The organism is Pseudomonas alcaligenes, assembly GCF_041729615.1.
Classification (GTDB): Bacteria; Pseudomonadota; Gammaproteobacteria; order Pseudomonadales; family Pseudomonadaceae; genus Aquipseudomonas; species Aquipseudomonas alcaligenes_B.
This window is the reverse complement of record NZ_CP154874.1, coordinates 893,739-910,437: the sequence shown is the minus strand read 5'-3', so window position 1 is coordinate 910,437 and position 16,699 is coordinate 893,739. Positions and strand designations below refer to the sequence as shown.

General features: G+C 69.5%; 17 protein-coding genes. 6 read left to right on the top strand and 11 right to left on the bottom strand.

Going from position 1 to position 16,699, the window contains the following annotated elements:
* Positions 1–21: 21 nt before the first annotated feature.
* Entirely contained in the window at positions 22–1,758 is a 1,737-nt protein-coding gene (ngg, locus tag AAG092_RS04360; RefSeq protein WP_373388698.1) for an N-acetylglutaminylglutamine synthetase, read from the bottom strand.
* A gap of 14 nt (positions 1,759–1,772) precedes the next feature.
* Positions 1,773–3,542, bottom strand: a complete 1,770-nt coding sequence (locus AAG092_RS04355) for an N-acetylglutaminylglutamine amidotransferase (RefSeq protein WP_373388697.1) — start codon at positions 3,540–3,542, stop codon at positions 1,773–1,775.
* 113 nt (positions 3,543–3,655) lie between these two features.
* Here AAG092_RS04355 and AAG092_RS04350 point away from each other — a divergent pair, with 113 nt between their 5' ends.
* Positions 3,656–4,120 (top strand): MarR family winged helix-turn-helix transcriptional regulator, encoded by a 465-nt coding sequence (locus AAG092_RS04350; protein WP_373388696.1) that lies wholly within the window; start codon positions 3,656–3,658, stop codon positions 4,118–4,120.
* 24 nt (positions 4,121–4,144) lie between these two features.
* Here the strand turns inward: AAG092_RS04350 and AAG092_RS04345 are convergent, their stop codons facing one another.
* From AAG092_RS04345 to mnmC, 5 genes are all read right to left on the bottom strand, one after another.
* Entirely contained in the window at positions 4,145–4,837 is a 693-nt protein-coding gene (locus AAG092_RS04345; protein WP_373388695.1) for an MBL fold metallo-hydrolase, read from the bottom strand.
* Between the two features lie 2 nt (positions 4,838–4,839).
* Complete coding sequence (locus AAG092_RS04340) at positions 4,840–5,595, bottom strand: sulfite exporter TauE/SafE family protein (protein ID WP_373388694.1); 756 nt, start codon at positions 5,593–5,595, stop codon at positions 4,840–4,842.
* Positions 5,595–6,137 carry a rhodanese-like domain-containing protein gene (locus AAG092_RS04335; protein WP_373388693.1) on the bottom strand — a complete coding sequence of 181 codons (543 nt, stop codon included), beginning with the start codon at positions 6,135–6,137 and terminating at the stop codon, positions 5,595–5,597. The genes AAG092_RS04340 and AAG092_RS04335 overlap by 1 nt, the downstream gene beginning before the upstream one ends.
* Before the next feature lie 28 nt (positions 6,138–6,165).
* The gene (locus AAG092_RS04330) at positions 6,166–6,432 is read right to left on the bottom strand and encodes a metal-sensing transcriptional repressor (RefSeq protein WP_110681935.1); all 267 of its coding nucleotides are present in this window, start codon (positions 6,430–6,432) and stop codon (positions 6,166–6,168) included.
* 82 nt (positions 6,433–6,514) lie between these two features.
* On the bottom strand, positions 6,515–8,467 hold the full coding sequence (mnmC, locus tag AAG092_RS04325) for a bifunctional tRNA (5-methylaminomethyl-2-thiouridine)(34)-methyltransferase MnmD/FAD-dependent 5-carboxymethylaminomethyl-2-thiouridine(34) oxidoreductase MnmC (RefSeq protein WP_373388691.1): 1,953 nt from the start codon (positions 8,465–8,467) through the stop codon (positions 6,515–6,517).
* Positions 8,468–8,545: 78 nt separating this feature from the next.
* Between mnmC and pap the strand changes: the two genes are divergently transcribed.
* Entirely contained in the window at positions 8,546–10,039 is a 1,494-nt protein-coding gene (gene pap, locus AAG092_RS04320) for a polyphosphate:AMP phosphotransferase (RefSeq protein ID WP_110681937.1), read from the top strand.
* A 1-nt stretch (position 10,040) separates the two neighbouring features.
* Here the strand turns inward: pap and AAG092_RS04315 are convergent, their stop codons facing one another.
* Positions 10,041–10,250: a DUF6316 family protein gene (locus AAG092_RS04315; protein ID WP_110681938.1), complete on the bottom strand. Its 210-nt coding sequence runs from the start codon at positions 10,248–10,250 to the stop codon at positions 10,041–10,043.
* A 207-nt stretch (positions 10,251–10,457) separates the two neighbouring features.
* Between AAG092_RS04315 and AAG092_RS04310 the strand changes: the two genes are divergently transcribed.
* Positions 10,458–11,423 carry a DMT family transporter gene (locus AAG092_RS04310; RefSeq protein ID WP_373388690.1) on the top strand — a complete coding sequence of 322 codons (966 nt, stop codon included), beginning with the start codon at positions 10,458–10,460 and terminating at the stop codon, positions 11,421–11,423.
* Here AAG092_RS04310 and AAG092_RS04305 read toward each other — a convergent pair.
* The 3 genes from AAG092_RS04305 to AAG092_RS04295 form a co-directional block, all read right to left on the bottom strand.
* On the bottom strand, positions 11,413–12,033 hold the full coding sequence (locus AAG092_RS04305; protein WP_373388689.1) for an NAD(P)H-dependent oxidoreductase: 621 nt from the start codon (positions 12,031–12,033) through the stop codon (positions 11,413–11,415). The two genes, AAG092_RS04310 and AAG092_RS04305, sit on opposite strands and share 11 nt — an antisense overlap.
* Entirely contained in the window at positions 12,026–13,420 is a 1,395-nt protein-coding gene (locus AAG092_RS04300) for a class II fumarate hydratase (protein ID WP_373388688.1), read from the bottom strand. Before AAG092_RS04300 ends, AAG092_RS04305 begins: the two co-directional genes overlap by 8 nt.
* Before the next feature lie 80 nt (positions 13,421–13,500).
* Complete coding sequence (locus AAG092_RS04295; protein WP_373388687.1) at positions 13,501–14,514, bottom strand: DUF2804 domain-containing protein; 1,014 nt, start codon at positions 14,512–14,514, stop codon at positions 13,501–13,503.
* 203 nt (positions 14,515–14,717) lie between these two features.
* Between AAG092_RS04295 and AAG092_RS04290 the strand changes: the two genes are divergently transcribed.
* The 3 genes from AAG092_RS04290 (at position 14,718) to AAG092_RS04280 (ending at position 16,592) form a co-directional block, all read left to right on the top strand.
* A complete protein-coding gene (locus AAG092_RS04290; RefSeq protein ID WP_110681943.1) occupies positions 14,718–15,212 on the top strand; it encodes a DUF2059 domain-containing protein in 495 nt (164 codons plus the stop codon).
* Positions 15,213–15,224: 12 nt separating this feature from the next.
* The gene (locus AAG092_RS04285) at positions 15,225–15,530 is read left to right on the top strand and encodes a BolA family protein (protein WP_373388686.1); all 306 of its coding nucleotides are present in this window, start codon (positions 15,225–15,227) and stop codon (positions 15,528–15,530) included.
* Positions 15,531–15,653: 123 nt separating this feature from the next.
* Entirely contained in the window at positions 15,654–16,592 is a 939-nt protein-coding gene (locus AAG092_RS04280; protein ID WP_373388685.1) for a rhodanese-related sulfurtransferase, read from the top strand.
* The last annotated feature ends 107 nt before the right edge of the window (positions 16,593–16,699 follow it).

Below are 16,699 nucleotides of genomic sequence, written 5' to 3'. Positions count from 1 at the left end.
TGCTGGGGAGAGGGCACTGGCTCAGGGATGCACGCGGCTGAGCGGGAACAGCAGGTCGATGAAGCGCTCGGCGGTCGGTTGCGGCTCGTGGTTGGCCAGGCCGACCCGCTCGTTGGCCTCGATCAGCACGTAGTCGGGCTGGTCGGCGGCCGGCACCAGCAGGTCGAGGCCGACCACCGGAATCTCCAGCGCCCGTGCGGCGCTTACGGCCGCCTCGGCCAGCGCCGGGTGCAGGCGCGCGGTGACATCTTCCAGGGTGCCGCCGGTGTGCAGGTTGGCGGTCTTGCGCACGGCCAGGCGGGTGCCGGCCGGCAGCACGCTGGAATAGTCGTAGCCGGCATCGTGCAGGGTGCGCTGGGTCTCGGCGTCCAGCGGGATGCGGCTCTCGCCGCAGGTGGCGGCCTGGCGCCGGCGACTCTGCGCCTCGATCAGCGCGCCGATGCTGTGCACGCCGTCGCCGACCACGCTGGCCGGGTGGCGGATGGCGGCGGCCACCACCTGGTAGCCGATCACCACGATGCGCAGGTCCTGCCCCGGGTGGTAGCTCTCCAGCAGCACGCGGCTGTCGAACTGGCGGGCGCGGGCGATGGCATCTTCCACCGCCTCTGCACTGCGCAGGTCCACGGCCACGCCCTGGCCCTGCTCGCCGTCCACCGGTTTGACCACCAGCGCGCCCTGTTCGGCGAGAAAGGCGGCATTGCTCTCGGCATCCCCGGCCAGGCGCTGCGCCGGCTGGCGCAGGCCGGCGCGGGCGAAGGCGCGGTGAGTCAGGCGCTTGTCCTGGCACAGGGTCATGCTCAGCGCGCTGGTCAGGTCCGACAGCGACTCGCGGCAGCGGATGCGCCGGCCGCCCTGGCTGAGGGTGAACAGGCCGCCCTCGGCGTCGTCCACCTGCACCTCGATGCCGCGGCGCTGGGCCTCATCGACGATGATGCGGGCGTAGGGGTTGAGTCCGGCTTCGGGACCGGGGCCGAGGAACAGCGCCTGGTTGATGCCGTTGCGCCGCTTGATGGCGAAGGTCGACAGGTCGCGGAAGCCGAGCTTGGCGTACAGCGCCTTGGCCTGCAGGTTGTCGTGCAGCACCGACAGGTCGAGGTAGGCCAGGCCACGGCTCATGCCGTGCTCGATCAGGTGGCGCACCAGGGCTTCGCCGACGCCCGGGCGCGGGCAGTCCGGCGCTACCGCCAGGCACCACAGGCTGCTGCCCAGCTGCGGGTCGGCGAAGGCGCGCTGGTGGTCCAGGCCCATCACCGTGCCCAGCACGCGGCCGCCGACTTCGTCCTCGGCCAGCCAGTAGCTCGGCCCGCCGTCCTCGCGCGGGGTCAGCCGCTCGTGCTCCACTGGCAGCATGCCGCGCTGCAGGTAGAGGCGGTTGATGGCGTCCCAGTCTGCCTGGCCCTGCACCCGGCGTATATGGAAGCCGCGGAAGCTGCGTGGCGCCGGGCGGTAGTCGGTGAACCACAGGCGCAAGGTATCGGAGGGGTCGAGGAACAGCTGCTGCGGCGCCTGCGCCAGAACCTGCTGCGGCGCGGCCACATAGAGGGCTATGTCGCGTTCGCCGGCTCGTTCCTCCTGCAGTGCGGCCGCCAGGCTGGCGGCATCCGGGTAGGTATGGCCGATCAGCAGGCGGCCCCAGCCGCAGTGGATGCTCTGCGGCTGGCAGGCATCGCTGCCCTCGCGGGCCAGGTGTGCCTGCAGGCGCTCGTAGGACGGTGCCTGGCCGCGTTGCAGGCGCTGTTTGTAGGCAGTGGCGCGCATGGATGATCCCTCCCTCAGAGTCCCTGTTGATCCAGCCACAGGTGCAGCGCCGCCAGCTGCCACAGCTTGGAGCCGCGCAGCGGGGTGAGCTGCCCCTGCGGGTCGCTGAGCAGGCGGTCGAGCATGGCCGGCTCGAACAGGCCGCGATCCTGGCTGGGGTCGAGCAGCAGGTCGCGCACCCAGTCGAGAGTGGCGCCTTGCAGGTGCTTGAGGCCGGGCACCGGGAAGTAGCCCTTGGGCCGGTCGATCACCGCGTGGGGGATGACCTGGCGGGCCGCTTCCTTGAGCACCTGCTTGCCGCCGTCGCCGAGCTTGAAGCGCGCCGGGATGCGCGCGGCCAGCTCGACCAGGCGGTAGTCGAGGAACGGCACGCGCGCCTCCAGGCCCCAGGCCATGGTCATGTTGTCGACCCGTTTGACCGGGTCGTCGACCAGCATCACCGTGGTGTCCAGGCGCAGCGCCTTGTCCACCGGGGCGGCGGCGCCGGGCATGGCGAAGTGGTCGCGGACGAACTCGCCGGCCCAGTCCTCGCCCTGCCACTTGCGCTGCAGGGTATCCAGCAGCTCGCCGTGGTCGCGGTCGAAGAAGGCCGTGCGGTAGGCCTCGAGGGTGTCGCAGCGACCGTCCACCTGCGGGTACCAGTGGTAACCGGCGAACAGCTCGTCGGCGCCCTGGCCGCTCTGCACCACCTTGCAGTGCCTGGAGACCTCGCGCGACAGCAGGTAGAAGGCGATGCAGTCGTGGCTGACCATCGGCTCGCTCATGGCGCGGAAGGCCGCCGGCAGCTGCTCGATGATCTCCCGCTCGCCGATGCGCAGCTGGTGATGGCGGGTACCGTAGTGGTTGGCGATCAGGTCGGAGTAGTGGAACTCGTCGCCGCGCTCGCCGCCGGCATCGGCAAAGCCGATGGAGAAGGTCGACAGGTTGTCGACCCCTGCTTCACGCAGCAGACCGACCAGCAGGCTGGAGTCCACCCCGCCGGAGAGCAGCACGCCGACGTCCACGGCGGCGCGCTGGCGAATGCTCACCGCCTCACGCAGGCCGTCGAGCACGCGGTCGCGCCAGTCCGCCAGTTCCAGGGTGATTTCGTCGCGGTGCGGGCCGAATTCCAGCTGCCACCAGCACTGCTGCTCGCGGTTGCCGTTCAGGTCCAGGCGCAGCCAGCTGGCCGGCGGCAGCTTCTCGACGCCGCGCAGCAGGGTGCGCGGGGCTGGCACCACGGCATGGAAGTTGAGGTAATGATTGAGGGCCACCTGGTCCAGGCCGGTGTCGATGCCGCCGCCCTGCAGCAGGGCCGGCAGGGTCGAGGCGAAGCGCAGGCGCGCGCCGTCCTGGGTCAGGTACAGCGGCTTGATGCCGAGGCGGTCGCGGGCCAGGAACAGGCGCTCGCGGTCACGCTCCCAGATGGCGAAGGCGAACATGCCGTTGAGCTTGGGCAGCAGCTGCTCGCCCCAGGCGTGGTAGCCCTTGAGCAGCACCTCGGTGTCGCCGTCGGAGTGGAACTGGTAGCCCAGCGCCTGCAGCTCCGTGCGCAATTCCGGGTAGTTGTAGAGGGCGCCGTTGAACACCAGGCTCAGGCCCAGCTGGTGATCGATCATCGGCTGGCCGGAGGCCGGCGCCAGGTCCATGATCTTCAGGCGGCGGTGGCCGAAGGCCAGTGGTCCGCTGCTGTGGAAGCCACAGGCGTCAGGGCCGCGCGGGGTCAGGTGGTGGGTGATTTTCTCGAGAGCGGCCAGGTCGGCCGGCTGTTGGTCGAAGCGTAGTTCTCCAGCGATTCCGCACATAAGTCCTTACCGGTGTTGCCGTTGGGGAGGGGTTCGCGCGGTCACGAACCTTTTTACACCCAAACAAAATAATGCTTTCATGTCAAAGTTTTATTTCCAATAAAGCGCGGTATATGTCAGAAAAAATACTTCCTACTGAAATTGATTTGTCGCCCTTCGAGCCCGCCCTGTTCGCCGCCATGCGGCGCCTGCAGCAGGCCGGAGAGGTGCATGCCAAACGCCTGGCACGCTTCGGCGGACTGACCCCGATGCAGCTGATGATCCTGCGCGTGATGGAGGGCGAGGGGCGTATGACGGCCAGCGGTCTGAGCCGCCGCGTGAGCCTCAGTGCGGCGACCCTGTCGGGCATGCTGGAGCGCCTGGAGGAACGTGGCCTGCTGCTGCGCCAGCGCGACGAGGAGGATCGCCGGCGGCAGTGGCTGAGCGTCAGCGAGGCCGGGCGTGCGCTACTGGTGGCGGCGCCGCCGCTGTTGCCGCCGGCCCTGCGCAGCGCCTTGGCGGCGCTGCCGGAGTGGGAAAAGCACAGCCTGACCGCCGCGCTGCTGCGGGTGGCGGAGCTGTGTGGCGAAGTCGACTAGCGACTAGCGACTAGCGACTAGCGACTAGCCTTGGCCGCAGGCGCGGTTGGCCGGCACGGCCACGTCCATCAGCCTGGGGTTGGGCAGCTTGAGGTTGGCCATCAGCTGCGCATAGGCCGCGCCATCGGCGACCTGCAGGCGCGGGTTGTGCGCGGCTTCCTCGGCGATGCTGGAGCGGGTCCAGCCGCGGTAGTCGTGGCCGGGCCACACCTCGGTGTCACCGGGCAGGGCCAGCAGGCGCTGCAGGCTGGCCCACTGCGCACGCGCATCGCCGTTCTGGAAGTCGGTACGGCCGCTGCCGCGGATCAGCAGGGTGTCGCCGGTGAAGACCTTGCCCGGCTCGCCGGCGCTGGCCGGCAGCAGGAAGCAGTAGGAGTCGTCGGTATGCCCCGGGGTGTGCCAGGCGACCAGCTCGCGCTCGCCAAAGGCCAGGCGCTGGCCGTCGGCGAAGGTGAAGCTGGCGCAGGCGCTGCCGCTCTGCTGGCCGAAGCCGCTACGGCAGCCGGTGGCGCTGCGCAGCTCGCCGAGGGCGGTGATGTGGTCGGCGTGGGTGTGGGTGTCGAGCGCCAGTACCAGCTGCAGGTCCAGCTCGCGCAGCAGGCGCAGGTAGTCGTCCAGCTTGTCCTTCACCGGGTCGATCAGCACCGCCTGGCCGGCATCGACCAGCAGGTAGGTGTAGGTCGAGCTTTCGCTGTCGAAGAGTTGGCGAAACAGCATGATCAGTGTCCTCCGAGGAGTTTCTGCGCGGCCAGCGACAGACTGACCGCCACCAGCATCAGGGCGAACAGGCGCTGCAGCGTGCGTCCGCCCAGGCGCTGGGCCAGGGCGTTGCCGCCGAGCACGCCGGCCGCGCCGCCCAGGGCCAGGCCGGCCAACAGCGGCAGCGAGGGCTGCGCGCCGCTGAGGTAGAACAGGAAGCCGCCGCCGGAAACCAGGGCGATCACCGCCATCGAAGTGGCGGTGGCGGCCAGCATGCCGAGCGGGGTGAAGGCCAGCAGCGCCGGCACCACGAGGAAGCCGCCGCCGACGCCCATCAGCCCGGAGAACAGGCCGACACCCAGGCCGATGGCAACCAGCGGGGCGCTGCGCAGTGGACTGCTGCCCTCACGAGGCAGGCTCGAACTGCGCCACATGCGCCAGGCCGTCCAAAGCACCAGGGCGCAGAAGCCGAGAATCAGCACCGCCTCGGGAATCAGGCGGCCCAGCCACTGCCCGGCGACGTTGCCGGGCAGGCCGGCGAGGGCCAGCAGCAGCACCGGGCGCCAGGCCACCAGGCCCTGGCGGGCGCGCGGGACGGCACCGATCAGGGCGGTGATGGCCACGGCGCCGAGGCTGACGCCGATCGCATCGCGCAGCGGCAGGTGCAGGCTGAGCAGCAGGGGCAGGGCCACCAGCGAACCACCGGCGCCGGTGAGGCCGAGCAGCAGGCCGAGCACGGCACCGATGCCCAGGGCCTCCAGCAGCAATATCTCCATCAGCGGTTCCAGGGCATGCGGGCGAGCAGCAGGGCCATGGCGCAGGTGTTGCTGAGGCCGGCGAAGGTCAGGCCGGCGCCGACGAAGGCGGCCAGGCCATACCAGCCCGGATGCACCCAGGTGCCGAGTACGACACCCAGCAGCACCAGGCTGCCGGCGCTGATCTGCACCTGGCGCTGGATGCTGATCACGCCACTGGGGGCTTCTTCGGTGGGCAGGCCGCAGGCCACGCAGGCCTGGGTGCCGCCGTCGATCACCTGCACGCCGGGCAGCAATTGCTGCAACTGGTCGGCGGCGCGGCGCGCGCGCTGGCCGCTATGGCACAGCAGGTAGAGCTCGTCGCCGCGCTGCAGGCCTTCCTGGCGCAACTGCTGCACCAGGGCGGCCGGATTGAGCTGGTCGAGTGGCACGTTACGCGCGCCGGCCACGTGCTGGGCACGGAATTCCGCCGGGCTGCGCACGTCGATGAGGAAGCGCACATGCCCCTGCTGGCGCACGCTGGCGAAGCGCGGGGCATCGATCAGGCAGATGGTGTCGGTCATTGCAGGGTACTCCCTAGGGGTATGTGTTTCAGGTGTACTTGGTGAAGATGGCGCGCACGCGGGCCAGGGTCTCGGCATCGTCGCGCGCGGGGTCGAGCACGGTTTCCTCGAGCAGGCACGCGAGCATCTCCTGGTAGGCCTTGTCCAGGGCCTTGCGCGCGGCGGCGAACTGCTGGGCGATGGCCTCGCATTCCTCGCCGCGGCGGATCATCGCCTGGATGCCGCGGATCTGGCCCTCGACGCGGGCCAGACGCTTGAGCATGGCGTCCTGTTGCTGATGGTTCGGTGTGCTCATCACTATACTCCCTTGAGTATTTACTGGGGGGAGTATGTCGAGAGGGCTGCGCAGAGGCAAGCCCGTCCGTCGCCGGGCGTACTCAGGTGTTGCGAATCAGTTTGCGCAGGGCGAAACGGTTCGGGTGGCAGGCCTCGGCCACGGCGCGCGGCAGCGGCAGCGGTTCGTCATTCAGCCAGGCTGCCAGCAGCTCGCCGCACAGCGGCGCGCTGATCAGTCCGCGCGAGCCGTGGCCGCTGTTGACGTACAGGCCTTCGCGCCAGGGGCAGGGGGTATCCGGAACCTGGCGCGCATCCTTGGCGAGCACCGCGTAGGTCTCGGCGAAGGCCGCCGGGTCGGCCATTGGGCCGACGATCGGTAGGTAGTCGGGGCTGGTGCAGCGGAAGGCGGCGCGGCCTTCGAGCTGCGCCGGATCGAGGCGGCCAGCGTCCAGGCGCGCGGCCAGGTCGACGGAGATTTCCCGCAGCAGTTCCAGGTTGCCGGCGTGTTCGGCGGCGGTCGGCGTGCAGTCCTGGCTGTGGAAATCGAAGCTGGCACCCAGCGTATGTTCGCCGTCGCGCGCCGGCGCCACATAGCCTTCGGCGCAGACCACGCAGGCCAGCGCGGCGCTGCTGGCGGTCTGCGGCAGGCGGCTGATCTGTCCGCGGATGCGTTTGAGCGGCAATTCGGCGGCGAAGCGGCGTACCTCGGCGGCGCCGGCCAGGATCGCCACCGGCGCCTCGGCCAGCAGGCGCTCGCCGGCCAGGGCCTGCCAGTGGCCATCGACCCGCTGCAGCTCCAGCGCTTCACTGTGCGTCAGCAGGCGAATGTTCGGGTGGCTGGCGAGCTGGCGGCATAGCGCCGGCGGATGCACCCAGCCGGCCTCGGGATAGAACAGGCCGCCGGCCGGCAGCGCGACCCCGGTGATGGCCTCGGCCTCAGCGCGGTCCAGACTATGCAGCAGGTCAGCCGGGAAGGCCTCGGCCAGCCTGGCCTGGCGTTCGCCTTCCTGGGTGTCGAAGGCCAGCTGCAGCACACCGCAGGCGGCCCAGTCGCGGCCCTGCTGCAGCTGCTGGAGCAGGCGGCGGGTGTGGCCGAAGCCGGCCAGCACCAGTTGCGACAGCGCCGTGCCGTGGGCGGACAGCTTGAGGTAGAGCACGCCCTGGGGATTGCCCGAGGCTTCCTGCGCCACTTCGCCGTGGCGCTCCAGCAGGGTCACCTGCCAGCCGCGCGCGGCCAGGCTGGCGGCCGTGGCGCAGCCGGCCAGGCCGGCGCCGATCACCAGCGCCGCGCGCCTGTTCGGCCGCGACGGTCGGGCATACCAGGGCTTGTCCGCCGTGCCCGTGGCACCTTCGAAACGGCCGCAGAGCATCTCCCACTTCTTGCCATGCCCGGGCGCCCGGCGCATGGCGAAGCCGGCCTCGATCAGGCCCCGGCGCACCGTGCCCTTGCTGGTGAAGGTGGCCAGGCTGGCGCCGGGGGCGGACAGCCGCGCCAGCTGCTGGAACAGCGGCGGGGTCCACATCTCCGGATTCTTGTCCGGGGCAAAGCCGTCGAGGAACCAGACGTCGATGCGTGCATCCAGCTGCGGCAGCATCTGCTGGGCGTCGCCGACCAGCAGGGTGAGGATCACCCGGCCGCCATCCAGCACCAGGCGCTGGAAGCCGGGGTGGATGGCCAGGTACTGCTCCAGCAGCTGCCCGGACCAGGGCGCCAGTTCCGGCCACAGGGCCAGGGCGCGGCGCAGGTCGGCGGGCGCCAGCGGATACTTCTCAACGCTGACGAAGTGCAGGCGGGCGTCGCCCGGGGCATGGTGCGCGAAGGTCTGCCAGGCGCAGAGGAAGTTGGTGCCGGTGCCGAAGCCGGTCTCGCCGATCACCAGGCTCCCTCCGGCGGGCAGGGTGGCGCAGCGCTCGGCCAGGGCGTTCCCTGAGATGTACACGTGGCGCGTCTCGCCGAGACCGTCGTCGCGGGAGAAGTAGATGTCGTCGAACTGGCGGGAGCGTGGCTGGCCCTGCTCGTCCCAGTCGAGTTGGGCGTGGCGGAAATCGGTCATGCGGTCACCCTGGCGCGAGGTCGCGCATTGTAACCGGGGAATCCGCTAGGCTGAGCGAAGCGAAGCAAGGAGATGCACATGTTCGAATCCGCCGAATTGGGCCACGCCATCGACGAGGAAACCTTCGACCGGGAGGCCCCGGTACTGCGCGAGGCGCTGCTGGAAGCGCAGTACGAGCTGAAGCAGCAGGGGCGCTTCCCGGTGATCATCCTGATCAACGGCGTCGAGGGCGCCGGCAAGGGCGAGACGGTCAAGCTGCTCAACGAGTGGATGGACCCGCGCCTGATCCAGGTCAGCACCTTCGATACGCAGACCGACGAGGAGCTGGCCCGGCCGCCGGCCTGGCGCTTTTGGCGCCAGCTGCCGCCCAAGGGACGCATCGGCATCTTCTTCGGCAACTGGTACAGCCAGATGCTACAGGGGCGGGTGCACGGCCACTTCAAGGATGCCGTGCTGGACCAGGCCATCGACGGTGCCCTGGCGCTGGAGCAGATGCTCTGTGACGAGGGCGCGCTGATCTTCAAGTTCTGGTTCCACCTGTCCAAGAAGCAGATGAAGGCGCGCCTCAAGGAACTGCAGGACGATCCACAGCGGGCCTGGCGCATCAGCCCGCTGGACTGGCAGCAGTCGAAGACCTACGACAAGTTCGTGCGCTACGGCGAGCGGGTGCTGCGCCGCACCAGCCGCGACTTCGCGCCCTGGTACGTGGTGGAGGGCAGCGACGAGTACTACCGCAGCCTGACGGTCGGGCGCATCCTCCTCGACGGCCTGCAGGCGGCGCTCAAGGCCAAGGTGCGGCGCGTGCCGCAGCCGCACGTGGCACCGATGATCGCCAGCCTGGACAACCGTGGCCTGCTGGACTGCCTGGACCTGTCGCAGAGCCTGGAGAAGGAGGAGTACCAGGACATGCTGGCCCTGGAGCAGGCGCGCCTGGCCATGCTGATGCGCGACAAGCGCATGCGCCGGCACGCCCTGGTGGCGGTGTTCGAAGGCAACGATGCGGCCGGCAAGGGCGGCGCCATCCGCCGTGTGGCGGCGGCCCTGGACCCGCGCCAGTACCGCATAGTGCCGGTCGCCGCGCCGACCGAGGAGGAACGGGCGCAGCCCTACCTGTGGCGTTTCTGGCGGCACATCCCGGCGCGCGGCAAGTTCACCGTGTTCGACCGCTCCTGGTATGGCCGGGTGCTGGTGGAGCGGGTCGAGGGCTTCTGCGAGCCGGCCGACTGGCTGCGCGCCTATGGCGAGATCAACGACTTCGAGGAACAGCTGAGCAACGCCGGCGTGGTGGTGGTGAAGTTCTGGCTGGCCATCGACCAGGACGAGCAGTTCCGCCGCTTCAAGGAGCGCGAGCAGATCGCCTTCAAGCGCTTCAAGATCACCGAGGAAGACTGGCGCAACCGCGAGAAGTGGAACGAGTACTGCGATGCGGTGGGCGACATGGTCGACCGCACCAGTACCTCGATCGCGCCCTGGACCCTGGTTGAGGCCAACGACAAGCGCTTTGCCCGGGTTAAGGTGCTGCGCACCATCAACGAGGCCCTGGAGCGGGCCTTCGCCAGGGCCCGCGACTAGGCTAGAAGGCGCTGCTACCGGCCAGGGCCCTGGCCTGCTGCATGCGCAGTACGTAGCGCGTGATTTCCCGCTCGGCATCCACCCGGGTGAAGTAGGGACCTTCCAGGGTGCCTTCGCGGGTGGCAAAGAAGTACTGGCCGTTGACCGCGCTGACCCGCTCGCTCCGGTAGTGGGTACCGGGGGCCGGGTCGATCTGACGTTGACCGAACATGACGAGGGCTCCTGCAACGAGATGCACTGTCTTCAGTCTAGTGACTGGCTGCCCGGGGAAGAGGTCGGGCGACGGGTGGTCATAAAATGATCAATTGTTGCAGCGGCACAGTTCGACCTTGTCCGGTCGGTCAACTGTGGCTGTGAGGTCGCTGCGCGGGGGCCTAGAATGGCTTTCCGCCCATTCCTCCCGCCGATCGAGAGCTCCATGCACGTTTCCTCCGGCCGCTGGCTCTACGGCCTGCTGCTCGCCCTGACCACCGCGGTGCTCTGGGGCATCCTGCCGATCAAGCTCAAGGAAGTGCTGCAGGTGCTGGATCCGGTCACCGTCACCTGGTACCGCCTGCTGGTTTCCGGCCTGCTGTTGCTGGCGTGGCTGGCGGCCAACCGCCGCCTGCCACGCTTCGCCCCGCTCGGGCGGCGTGGCCACGGCCTGCTGGTGCTGGCCGTGTTCGGCCTGACCGCCAACTACGTGCTGTACCTGATCGGCCTCAACATGCTCAGCCCCGGTACCACCCAGCTGGTGATCCAGATGGCGCCGATCCTGTTCCTGGTGGCCAGCCTGTTCGTCTTCCGCGAGTCGTTCAGCCTTGGCCAGGGCATCGGCATGGCCATCCTGCTGCTGGGTTTCGGCCTGTTCTTCAACCAGCGCCTGGCGGAGCTGCTGACCTCGCTGACCGCCTACACCACCGGGGTGCTGGTGATATTGCTGGCCTCCTTCGTCTGGGTGTTCTACGGCCTGGCGCAGAAGCAGCTGCTGACCCACTGGAGTTCGCCGCAGATCATGCTGGTGATCTACCTGGCCTGCGCACTGCTGCTGACGCCCTGGGCCCACCCGCTGCAGGTGCTCCAGCTCGATTCGCTGCAGGCCTGGCTGCTGCTGGCCTGCTGCCTGAACACCCTGGTGGCCTACGGCGCCTTTGCCGAGGCGCTGGCGCACTGGGAAGCCTCGCGGGTCAGCGCGACCCTCTCGGTCACCCCGCTGGTGACCTTCGCCGCCGTGGCCCTGGCCGCCCTCTGGTGGCCGGACCACGTGCAGCCGGAGCAGATCAACCTGCTCGGCTACGCCGGCGCCTTGCTGGTGGTGCTGGGCTCGGCGCTGACCGCCCTGGGGCCCTCGCTGCTGGCCGGCTGGCGCGCGCGCCGGGCCCGCCTGGCCGCGCTCAGGCCCTGACGCCCAGCTCCTCGGCCTTGCGCAACCAGCCCTGGCGCTGCTCCTCGGAGGAGGGGCGCACCGGGGCGAACTCGCTCAGGCGGCGGGTCTTGATGCCGCAGAAGCCGAGGATGGTGCGCACCATCTGCCGGTGGGCCGGCGCGCCGTAGATCCAGCGGAAATACCAGGGCGGGGTGTCCAGGGTCACCAGCAGGTCGGCGGTGCGCCCGCTCAGCAGCTTGTCCCACAGCTGCGAGCGGTTGCGGTACTTGAAGGCGAAGCCGGGCAGGAAGGTGCGGTCGAAGAAGCCCTTGAGCAGCGCCGGCACGCCGCCCCACCAGACCGGGTAGACGAACACCAGGTGCTCGGCCCAGTGGATCTGCCGCTGCGCCTCCAGCAGATCCGGCTCCAGCGCCTGGTGCTGGCCGTAGCCTTCGCGCAGGATCGGGTCGAACTGCAGCTCGCCGAGGCGCAGCTGGCGCACCACGTGGCCCTGGGCGCGGGCGCCGTTGCTGTAGGCCTCGGCGAGGGCGTGGCACAGGCCATCGCTCTTGGGCGTGCCGATGATCAGCAGGATGCGCTTACCGTCGCCTTCCAGCGGGGTGGCGCCACTCTTCGCTTCTTCAGCCATGTTGACCGGACTCCAGCATCTTTTCCGGGCGCACCCAGGCATCGAACTGCTCGTTGCTCAGGTGGCCCAGCTGCAGGGCCGCCTCGCGCAGGGTAAGGTCTTCGGCATAGGCCTTCTTGGCGATCTCGGCGGCCTTGTCGTAGCCGATGTGCGGGTTCAGCGCGGTCACCAGCATCAGCCCGTGCTCCAGGTTCGCGGCCATCTGCCGGGCATCCGGCTGCATGTCCGCCACGCAGTGGCGGGCGAAGTTGCGACTGCCGTCGGCGAGCAGGCGGATCGACTGCAGCAGGTTGTGGATGATCACCGGCTTGAACACGTTGAGCTGCAGGTGGCCCTGGCTGGCGGCGAAGGCGATGCTGGCGTCGTTGCCGAGTACCTGGCAGGCCAGCATGGACAGCGCCTCGCACTGGGTCGGGTTGACCTTGCCGGGCATGATCGAGCTGCCCGGCTCGTTGGCCGGCAGACGCACCTCGGCGAAGCCGGCGCGCGGGCCGGAGCCGAGCAAGCGCAGGTCGTTGGCGATCTTCATCAGGGCCACGGCCAGGGTCTTCAATGCGCCGGAGAGGGTGGTGAGCGGTTCGTGGCCGGCTAGCGCGGCGAACTTGTTGGGGGCGGAGACGAACGGCAGGCCGGCCAGTGCGGCGAGTTCCGCGGCCATGGCCTCGGCGAAACCGCGCGGCGCGTTCAGCCCGGTGCCGACCGCGGTGCCGCCCTGGGCCAGTTCGCACACCGCCGGCAGGGCGGCGCGGATGGCCCTCTCGGCGTAGTCGAGCTGGGCGACGAAGGCCGACAGCTCCTGGCCGAAGGTCACCGGGGTGGCATCCATCAGGTGGGTGCGCCCGGTCTTGACCAGGTGCATGTGGCGCGCCGCCTGCTCGGCCAGTGCGCCGGACAGCTCGGCGATGGCCGGCAGCAGGTCCTGCTGGACCGTCTGCACGGTGGCGATGTGCATGGCGGTGGGGAAGCTGTCGTTGGAACTCTGCGCGCGGTTGACGTGGTCGTTGGGGTGCACCGGGCTCTTGCCGCCGCGGCCCTGGCCGGCCAGCTCGTTGGCGCGCCCGGCGATCACCTCGTTGACGTTCATGTTGCTCTGCGTGCCGCTGCCGGTCTGCCACACCACCAGGGGGAACTGCGTGTCGTGCTGGCCGGCCAGCACCTCGTCGGCGGCCTGCTCGATCAGCCGGGCGATGTCCGCCGGCAGCTCGCCGTTGCGGCTGTTGACCCGCGCGGCGGCCTTCTTGATCAGCGCCAGCGCGTGCACCACGGCCAGCGGCATACGCTGCTCGCCGATGGCGAAGTTGATCAGCGAGCGCTGGGTCTGGGCGCCCCAGTAGGCGTCGTCGGGGACCTCGATGGCGCCGAGGCTGTCGGTTTCGATGCGGCTCATGGGGCGAATCTCCGGGATGATTGTCGGCAGTTTAGGCCCCGGAGGATCGGCGCGGTTCCACACCGTCCCTATCGGCGTGATTACCAGCGCGCGTGGGTCGCGCCGAGCCAGCCGTAGGCAGCGTTCACCGGCACCGTGCGGCCCTCGGGGTCGCGCAGGTCGCCATCGAAGCGGCCGAACCACTGGCGGGTGTCGGCGTAGAAGGGGCCGAGCCGGGGGCAGGCCTGGTGCAGCTGGCGCGGGGTGAAGCGCAGCTCGACCTGGCCGCTGGGGCTGCTCAGCTGCCAGGGCGCCAGCGGCCCCTGCGGGTTCTGCACGGTGTGCACCGGTTCGTGCAGCTGCAGCAGCTCGCCACCGAACCACAGGGCGTTCTCCGACAGGCCGCTATGGTCGGTCCAGCCGGCGCCGAAGTTGCCGGCGATGCCGCCGGGGGCGGCGAAGGCGGCGCGCGTCCAGTGGCTGTGCAGGGGCCACACGCCGCGGGCGAAATCCAGCGAGGCGAAGCTCTGTCCCACCGTGCACAGGTATTGCCGGCGCCCCAGTTGCAGGTGGCCGGTCACCGGCAGGCCGAGCTGGCGGCAGGTGGCGTGGAAGGTGCGCCTGCCCATGGGGCAGACCAGGTTGACCGATTCCAGGTGTGGCGGGCGCTGGATGTCCAGCGCCGCCTGCAGCGGCTGCCCGCCTATATCAGGGGCTTGCACGGTGAGGCGCACGGCAGTGCCGCGGTCCTCGGCCTGCAGCTGCAGGCGCGGGTGGTTGAACTCGTGGCTCTCCTGCGGCGTATCCGGCAGCGCGCAGCCCAGGCCGAGGGGGCGTAGCTGGGTGCGCGAGGCGCCCTGGCCGCTGTGCAGGTCGAGGAAATAGGCGGCGCCGTAGCCCAGGTAGTCGAGGTCGGCGAAGGTCAGCGCCAGCATCCAGTCCGGGGTGGTGATGCACCAGTGGTTCCAGCGCTTGCGCCGGCCCAGGTGGCGGGGCAGGGCGCAGTTCACCTGCGGCCTGGGCGACCAGCCGATGGCGGCTTCCAGCAGGCGGCCGCGCTCGTCGCACAGGGGCTGCGCCGAGGGGGAAGCGAGCGGGTTGGTGAAGCTGTTCATGCAACACATCCATGTGTAGGTACGGGCGCTGTGGCGCGCTCTGCGCCGCCGTACGCGGAGAAGGCGCCAAGCATGCACAGTTGTACCAGTACAGAGCAAGTGCTGGCTTTTTGCTCGTTCCGGTCGTCAGGCCGACGCTTGAGCGATGCCGGGGGCGCGCGCAGAATGGCCGCCCGCACCTATACCCGCCCAAGGATTGCCCGATGATTCGCCTGTGTGCCCTGTTTTCCCTCCTGCTGCTCGCCAGCCCCGCGCTGCATGCCGAGACGCCGGCCACCGCCAGCCATGTCGCCGAGGCCCGGCGCTTCCTGCAGCTGACCCGCGTCGACAAGCTCACCGTGCCGGCCTACGCCCAGGTGCAGCAGATGTTCGCCCAGCGTTTCGCCCAGGCCCAGGGCAAGGACAGCCAGAAGCCCGTGCTGGAGCGCTACCAGGCCCAGGCCAACGCGGCGCTGGACCAGGTGGTGGGCTGGAAGACCCTGGAGCCGGAGCTGCTGGAGCTGTACACCCGCGCCTTCAGCGAGGCCGAGCTGAAGGAACTGGTGGCCTTCTACCAGACCCCGCTGGGCAGCAAGGTGCTGGAGCGGATGCCGCAGCTGATGGCGATGTCCGCCCAGCTGACCCAGACCCGCCTGCAGCAGGCGGTGCCGGAAGTGGACAAGCTGCTCGGCGAGATGAACGCCGAGCTCAAGCAGTAGGAGTCAGTGACCATGAGCATGCGCGACCAGATCATCGCCGCCCTGCAGCCGCTGCAGGCCGAGCACCTCGATGTCCTCGACGAGAGCCACATGCACAGCCGTGGCCAGGAGACCCACTACAAGGCGGTGATCGTCAGCCCGCAGTTCGCCGGGCTGAACGCGGTCAAGCGCCACCAGAAGGTCTACGCCAGCCTCGGCGAGCTGATGCAGCAGTTCCACGCCCTGGCCCTGCACACCTACACCCCCGAGGAGTGGGCGGCGCAGGGCATGGCGCCGGATTCGCCGACCTGCCGAGGTGGCAGCAAGCACGACCACTGATCCCGCTGCGCGTGCCCCCAGGCACGTGGCTGCGCTAGAATCGCCCCCGCGCCGGCTCCAGCCGGCGCTTGCATTTCATCCCCGGTCCGCCCTTTGCGCGGGCGACCACTGGAGAGAGTCCCCATGACCGACAAGATCGTCGTGGCGGCGCTGTACAAGTTCGTTTCCCTGCCGGACTACGTCGCGCTGCGCGAACCCCTGCTGCAAACCCTGCTGGATAACGGCATCAAAGGCACCCTGCTGCTGGCCGAGGAAGGCATCAATGGCACCGTCTCCGCCAGCCGCGCCGGCATCGACGCGCTGCTCGCCTGGTTCCGCCAGGACCCGCGCCTGGCCGATATCGACCACAAGGAGTCCTACTGCGACGAGCAGCCCTTCTACCGCACCAAGGTCAAGCTGAAGAAGGAAATCGTCACCCTCGGCGTGCCGGGCGTGGACCCCAACCAGCGGGTCGGCACCTACGTCGAGCCCAAGGACTGGAACGCCCTGATCAGTGACCCCGAGGTGCTGCTGATCGACACCCGCAACGACTACGAGGTGGCCATCGGTACCTTCGAGGGCGCCATCGATCCCAAGACTAAGTCGTTCCGCGAGTTCCCCGAGTACATCAAGGCCCACTTCGACCCGACCCGGCACAAGAAGGTCGCCATGTTCTGCACCGGCGGCATCCGCTGCGAGAAGGCCTCCAGCTACATGCTCGGCGAAGGCTTCGAGGAGGTCTTCCACCTCAAGGGCGGCATTCTCAAGTACCTGGAGGAGGTGCCGCAGGAGCAGAGCAAGTGGCAGGGCGACTGCTTCGTCTTCGACAACCGGGTGACCGTGCGCCACGACCTGTCCGAGGGCGACTACGACCAGTGCCACGCCTGCCGCAACCCGATCTCCGCCGAGGACCGCCAGTCCGAGCACTACTCGCCGGGCATCAGCTGCCCGCACTGCTGGAACTCGCTGCCGGAGAAGACCCGCCAGGCCGCCCGCGAACGGCAGAAGCAGATCGAGATCGCCCAGGCGCGCAACCTGCCGCACCCCATCGGCTACAACTACAAGGCGCTGCAGGGCGACTGAGCCCTGCGCCACCTTGTCCCCTGCGCAGCGCCCTGCTGCGCGGGTACACTGCCCCGGCCTCCAGCCTGTCAAGGAACTGCCTGTGCGCCCAGCCCGCCTGCTCTACG

What these genes read in the sequence shown, in the direction of transcription:
- AAG092_RS04285 (WP_373388686.1), top strand. Translation starts at nt 15,225, where the DNA reads ATGAGCATGCGCGACCAGATCATCGCCGCCCTGCAGCCGCTGCAGGCC.
- AAG092_RS04290 (WP_110681943.1), top strand. Translation starts at nt 14,718, where the DNA reads ATGATTCGCCTGTGTGCCCTGTTTTCCCTCCTGCTGCTCGCCAGCCCC.
- AAG092_RS04295 (WP_373388687.1), bottom strand. Translation starts at nt 14,514, where the DNA reads ATGAACAGCTTCACCAACCCGCTCGCTTCCCCCTCGGCGCAGCCCCTG.
- AAG092_RS04350 (WP_373388696.1), top strand. Translation starts at nt 3,656, where the DNA reads ATGTCAGAAAAAATACTTCCTACTGAAATTGATTTGTCGCCCTTCGAG.
- ngg (WP_373388698.1), bottom strand. Translation starts at nt 1,758, where the DNA reads ATGCGCGCCACTGCCTACAAACAGCGCCTGCAACGCGGCCAGGCACCG.
- AAG092_RS04300 (WP_373388688.1), bottom strand. Translation starts at nt 13,420, where the DNA reads ATGAGCCGCATCGAAACCGACAGCCTCGGCGCCATCGAGGTCCCCGAC.
- mnmC (WP_373388691.1), bottom strand. Translation starts at nt 8,467, where the DNA reads ATGACCGATTTCCGCCACGCCCAACTCGACTGGGACGAGCAGGGCCAG.
- pap (WP_110681937.1), top strand. Translation starts at nt 8,546, where the DNA reads ATGTTCGAATCCGCCGAATTGGGCCACGCCATCGACGAGGAAACCTTC.
- AAG092_RS04335 (WP_373388693.1), bottom strand. Translation starts at nt 6,137, where the DNA reads ATGACCGACACCATCTGCCTGATCGATGCCCCGCGCTTCGCCAGCGTG.
- AAG092_RS04310 (WP_373388690.1), top strand. Translation starts at nt 10,458, where the DNA reads ATGCACGTTTCCTCCGGCCGCTGGCTCTACGGCCTGCTGCTCGCCCTG.
- AAG092_RS04315 (WP_110681938.1), bottom strand. Translation starts at nt 10,250, where the DNA reads ATGTTCGGTCAACGTCAGATCGACCCGGCCCCCGGTACCCACTACCGG.
- AAG092_RS04305 (WP_373388689.1), bottom strand. Translation starts at nt 12,033, where the DNA reads ATGGCTGAAGAAGCGAAGAGTGGCGCCACCCCGCTGGAAGGCGACGGT.
- AAG092_RS04330 (WP_110681935.1), bottom strand. Translation starts at nt 6,432, where the DNA reads ATGAGCACACCGAACCATCAGCAACAGGACGCCATGCTCAAGCGTCTG.
- AAG092_RS04340 (WP_373388694.1), bottom strand. Translation starts at nt 5,595, where the DNA reads ATGGAGATATTGCTGCTGGAGGCCCTGGGCATCGGTGCCGTGCTCGGC.
- AAG092_RS04345 (WP_373388695.1), bottom strand. Translation starts at nt 4,837, where the DNA reads ATGCTGTTTCGCCAACTCTTCGACAGCGAAAGCTCGACCTACACCTAC.
- AAG092_RS04355 (WP_373388697.1), bottom strand. Translation starts at nt 3,542, where the DNA reads ATGTGCGGAATCGCTGGAGAACTACGCTTCGACCAACAGCCGGCCGAC.
- AAG092_RS04280 (WP_373388685.1), top strand. Translation starts at nt 15,654, where the DNA reads ATGACCGACAAGATCGTCGTGGCGGCGCTGTACAAGTTCGTTTCCCTG.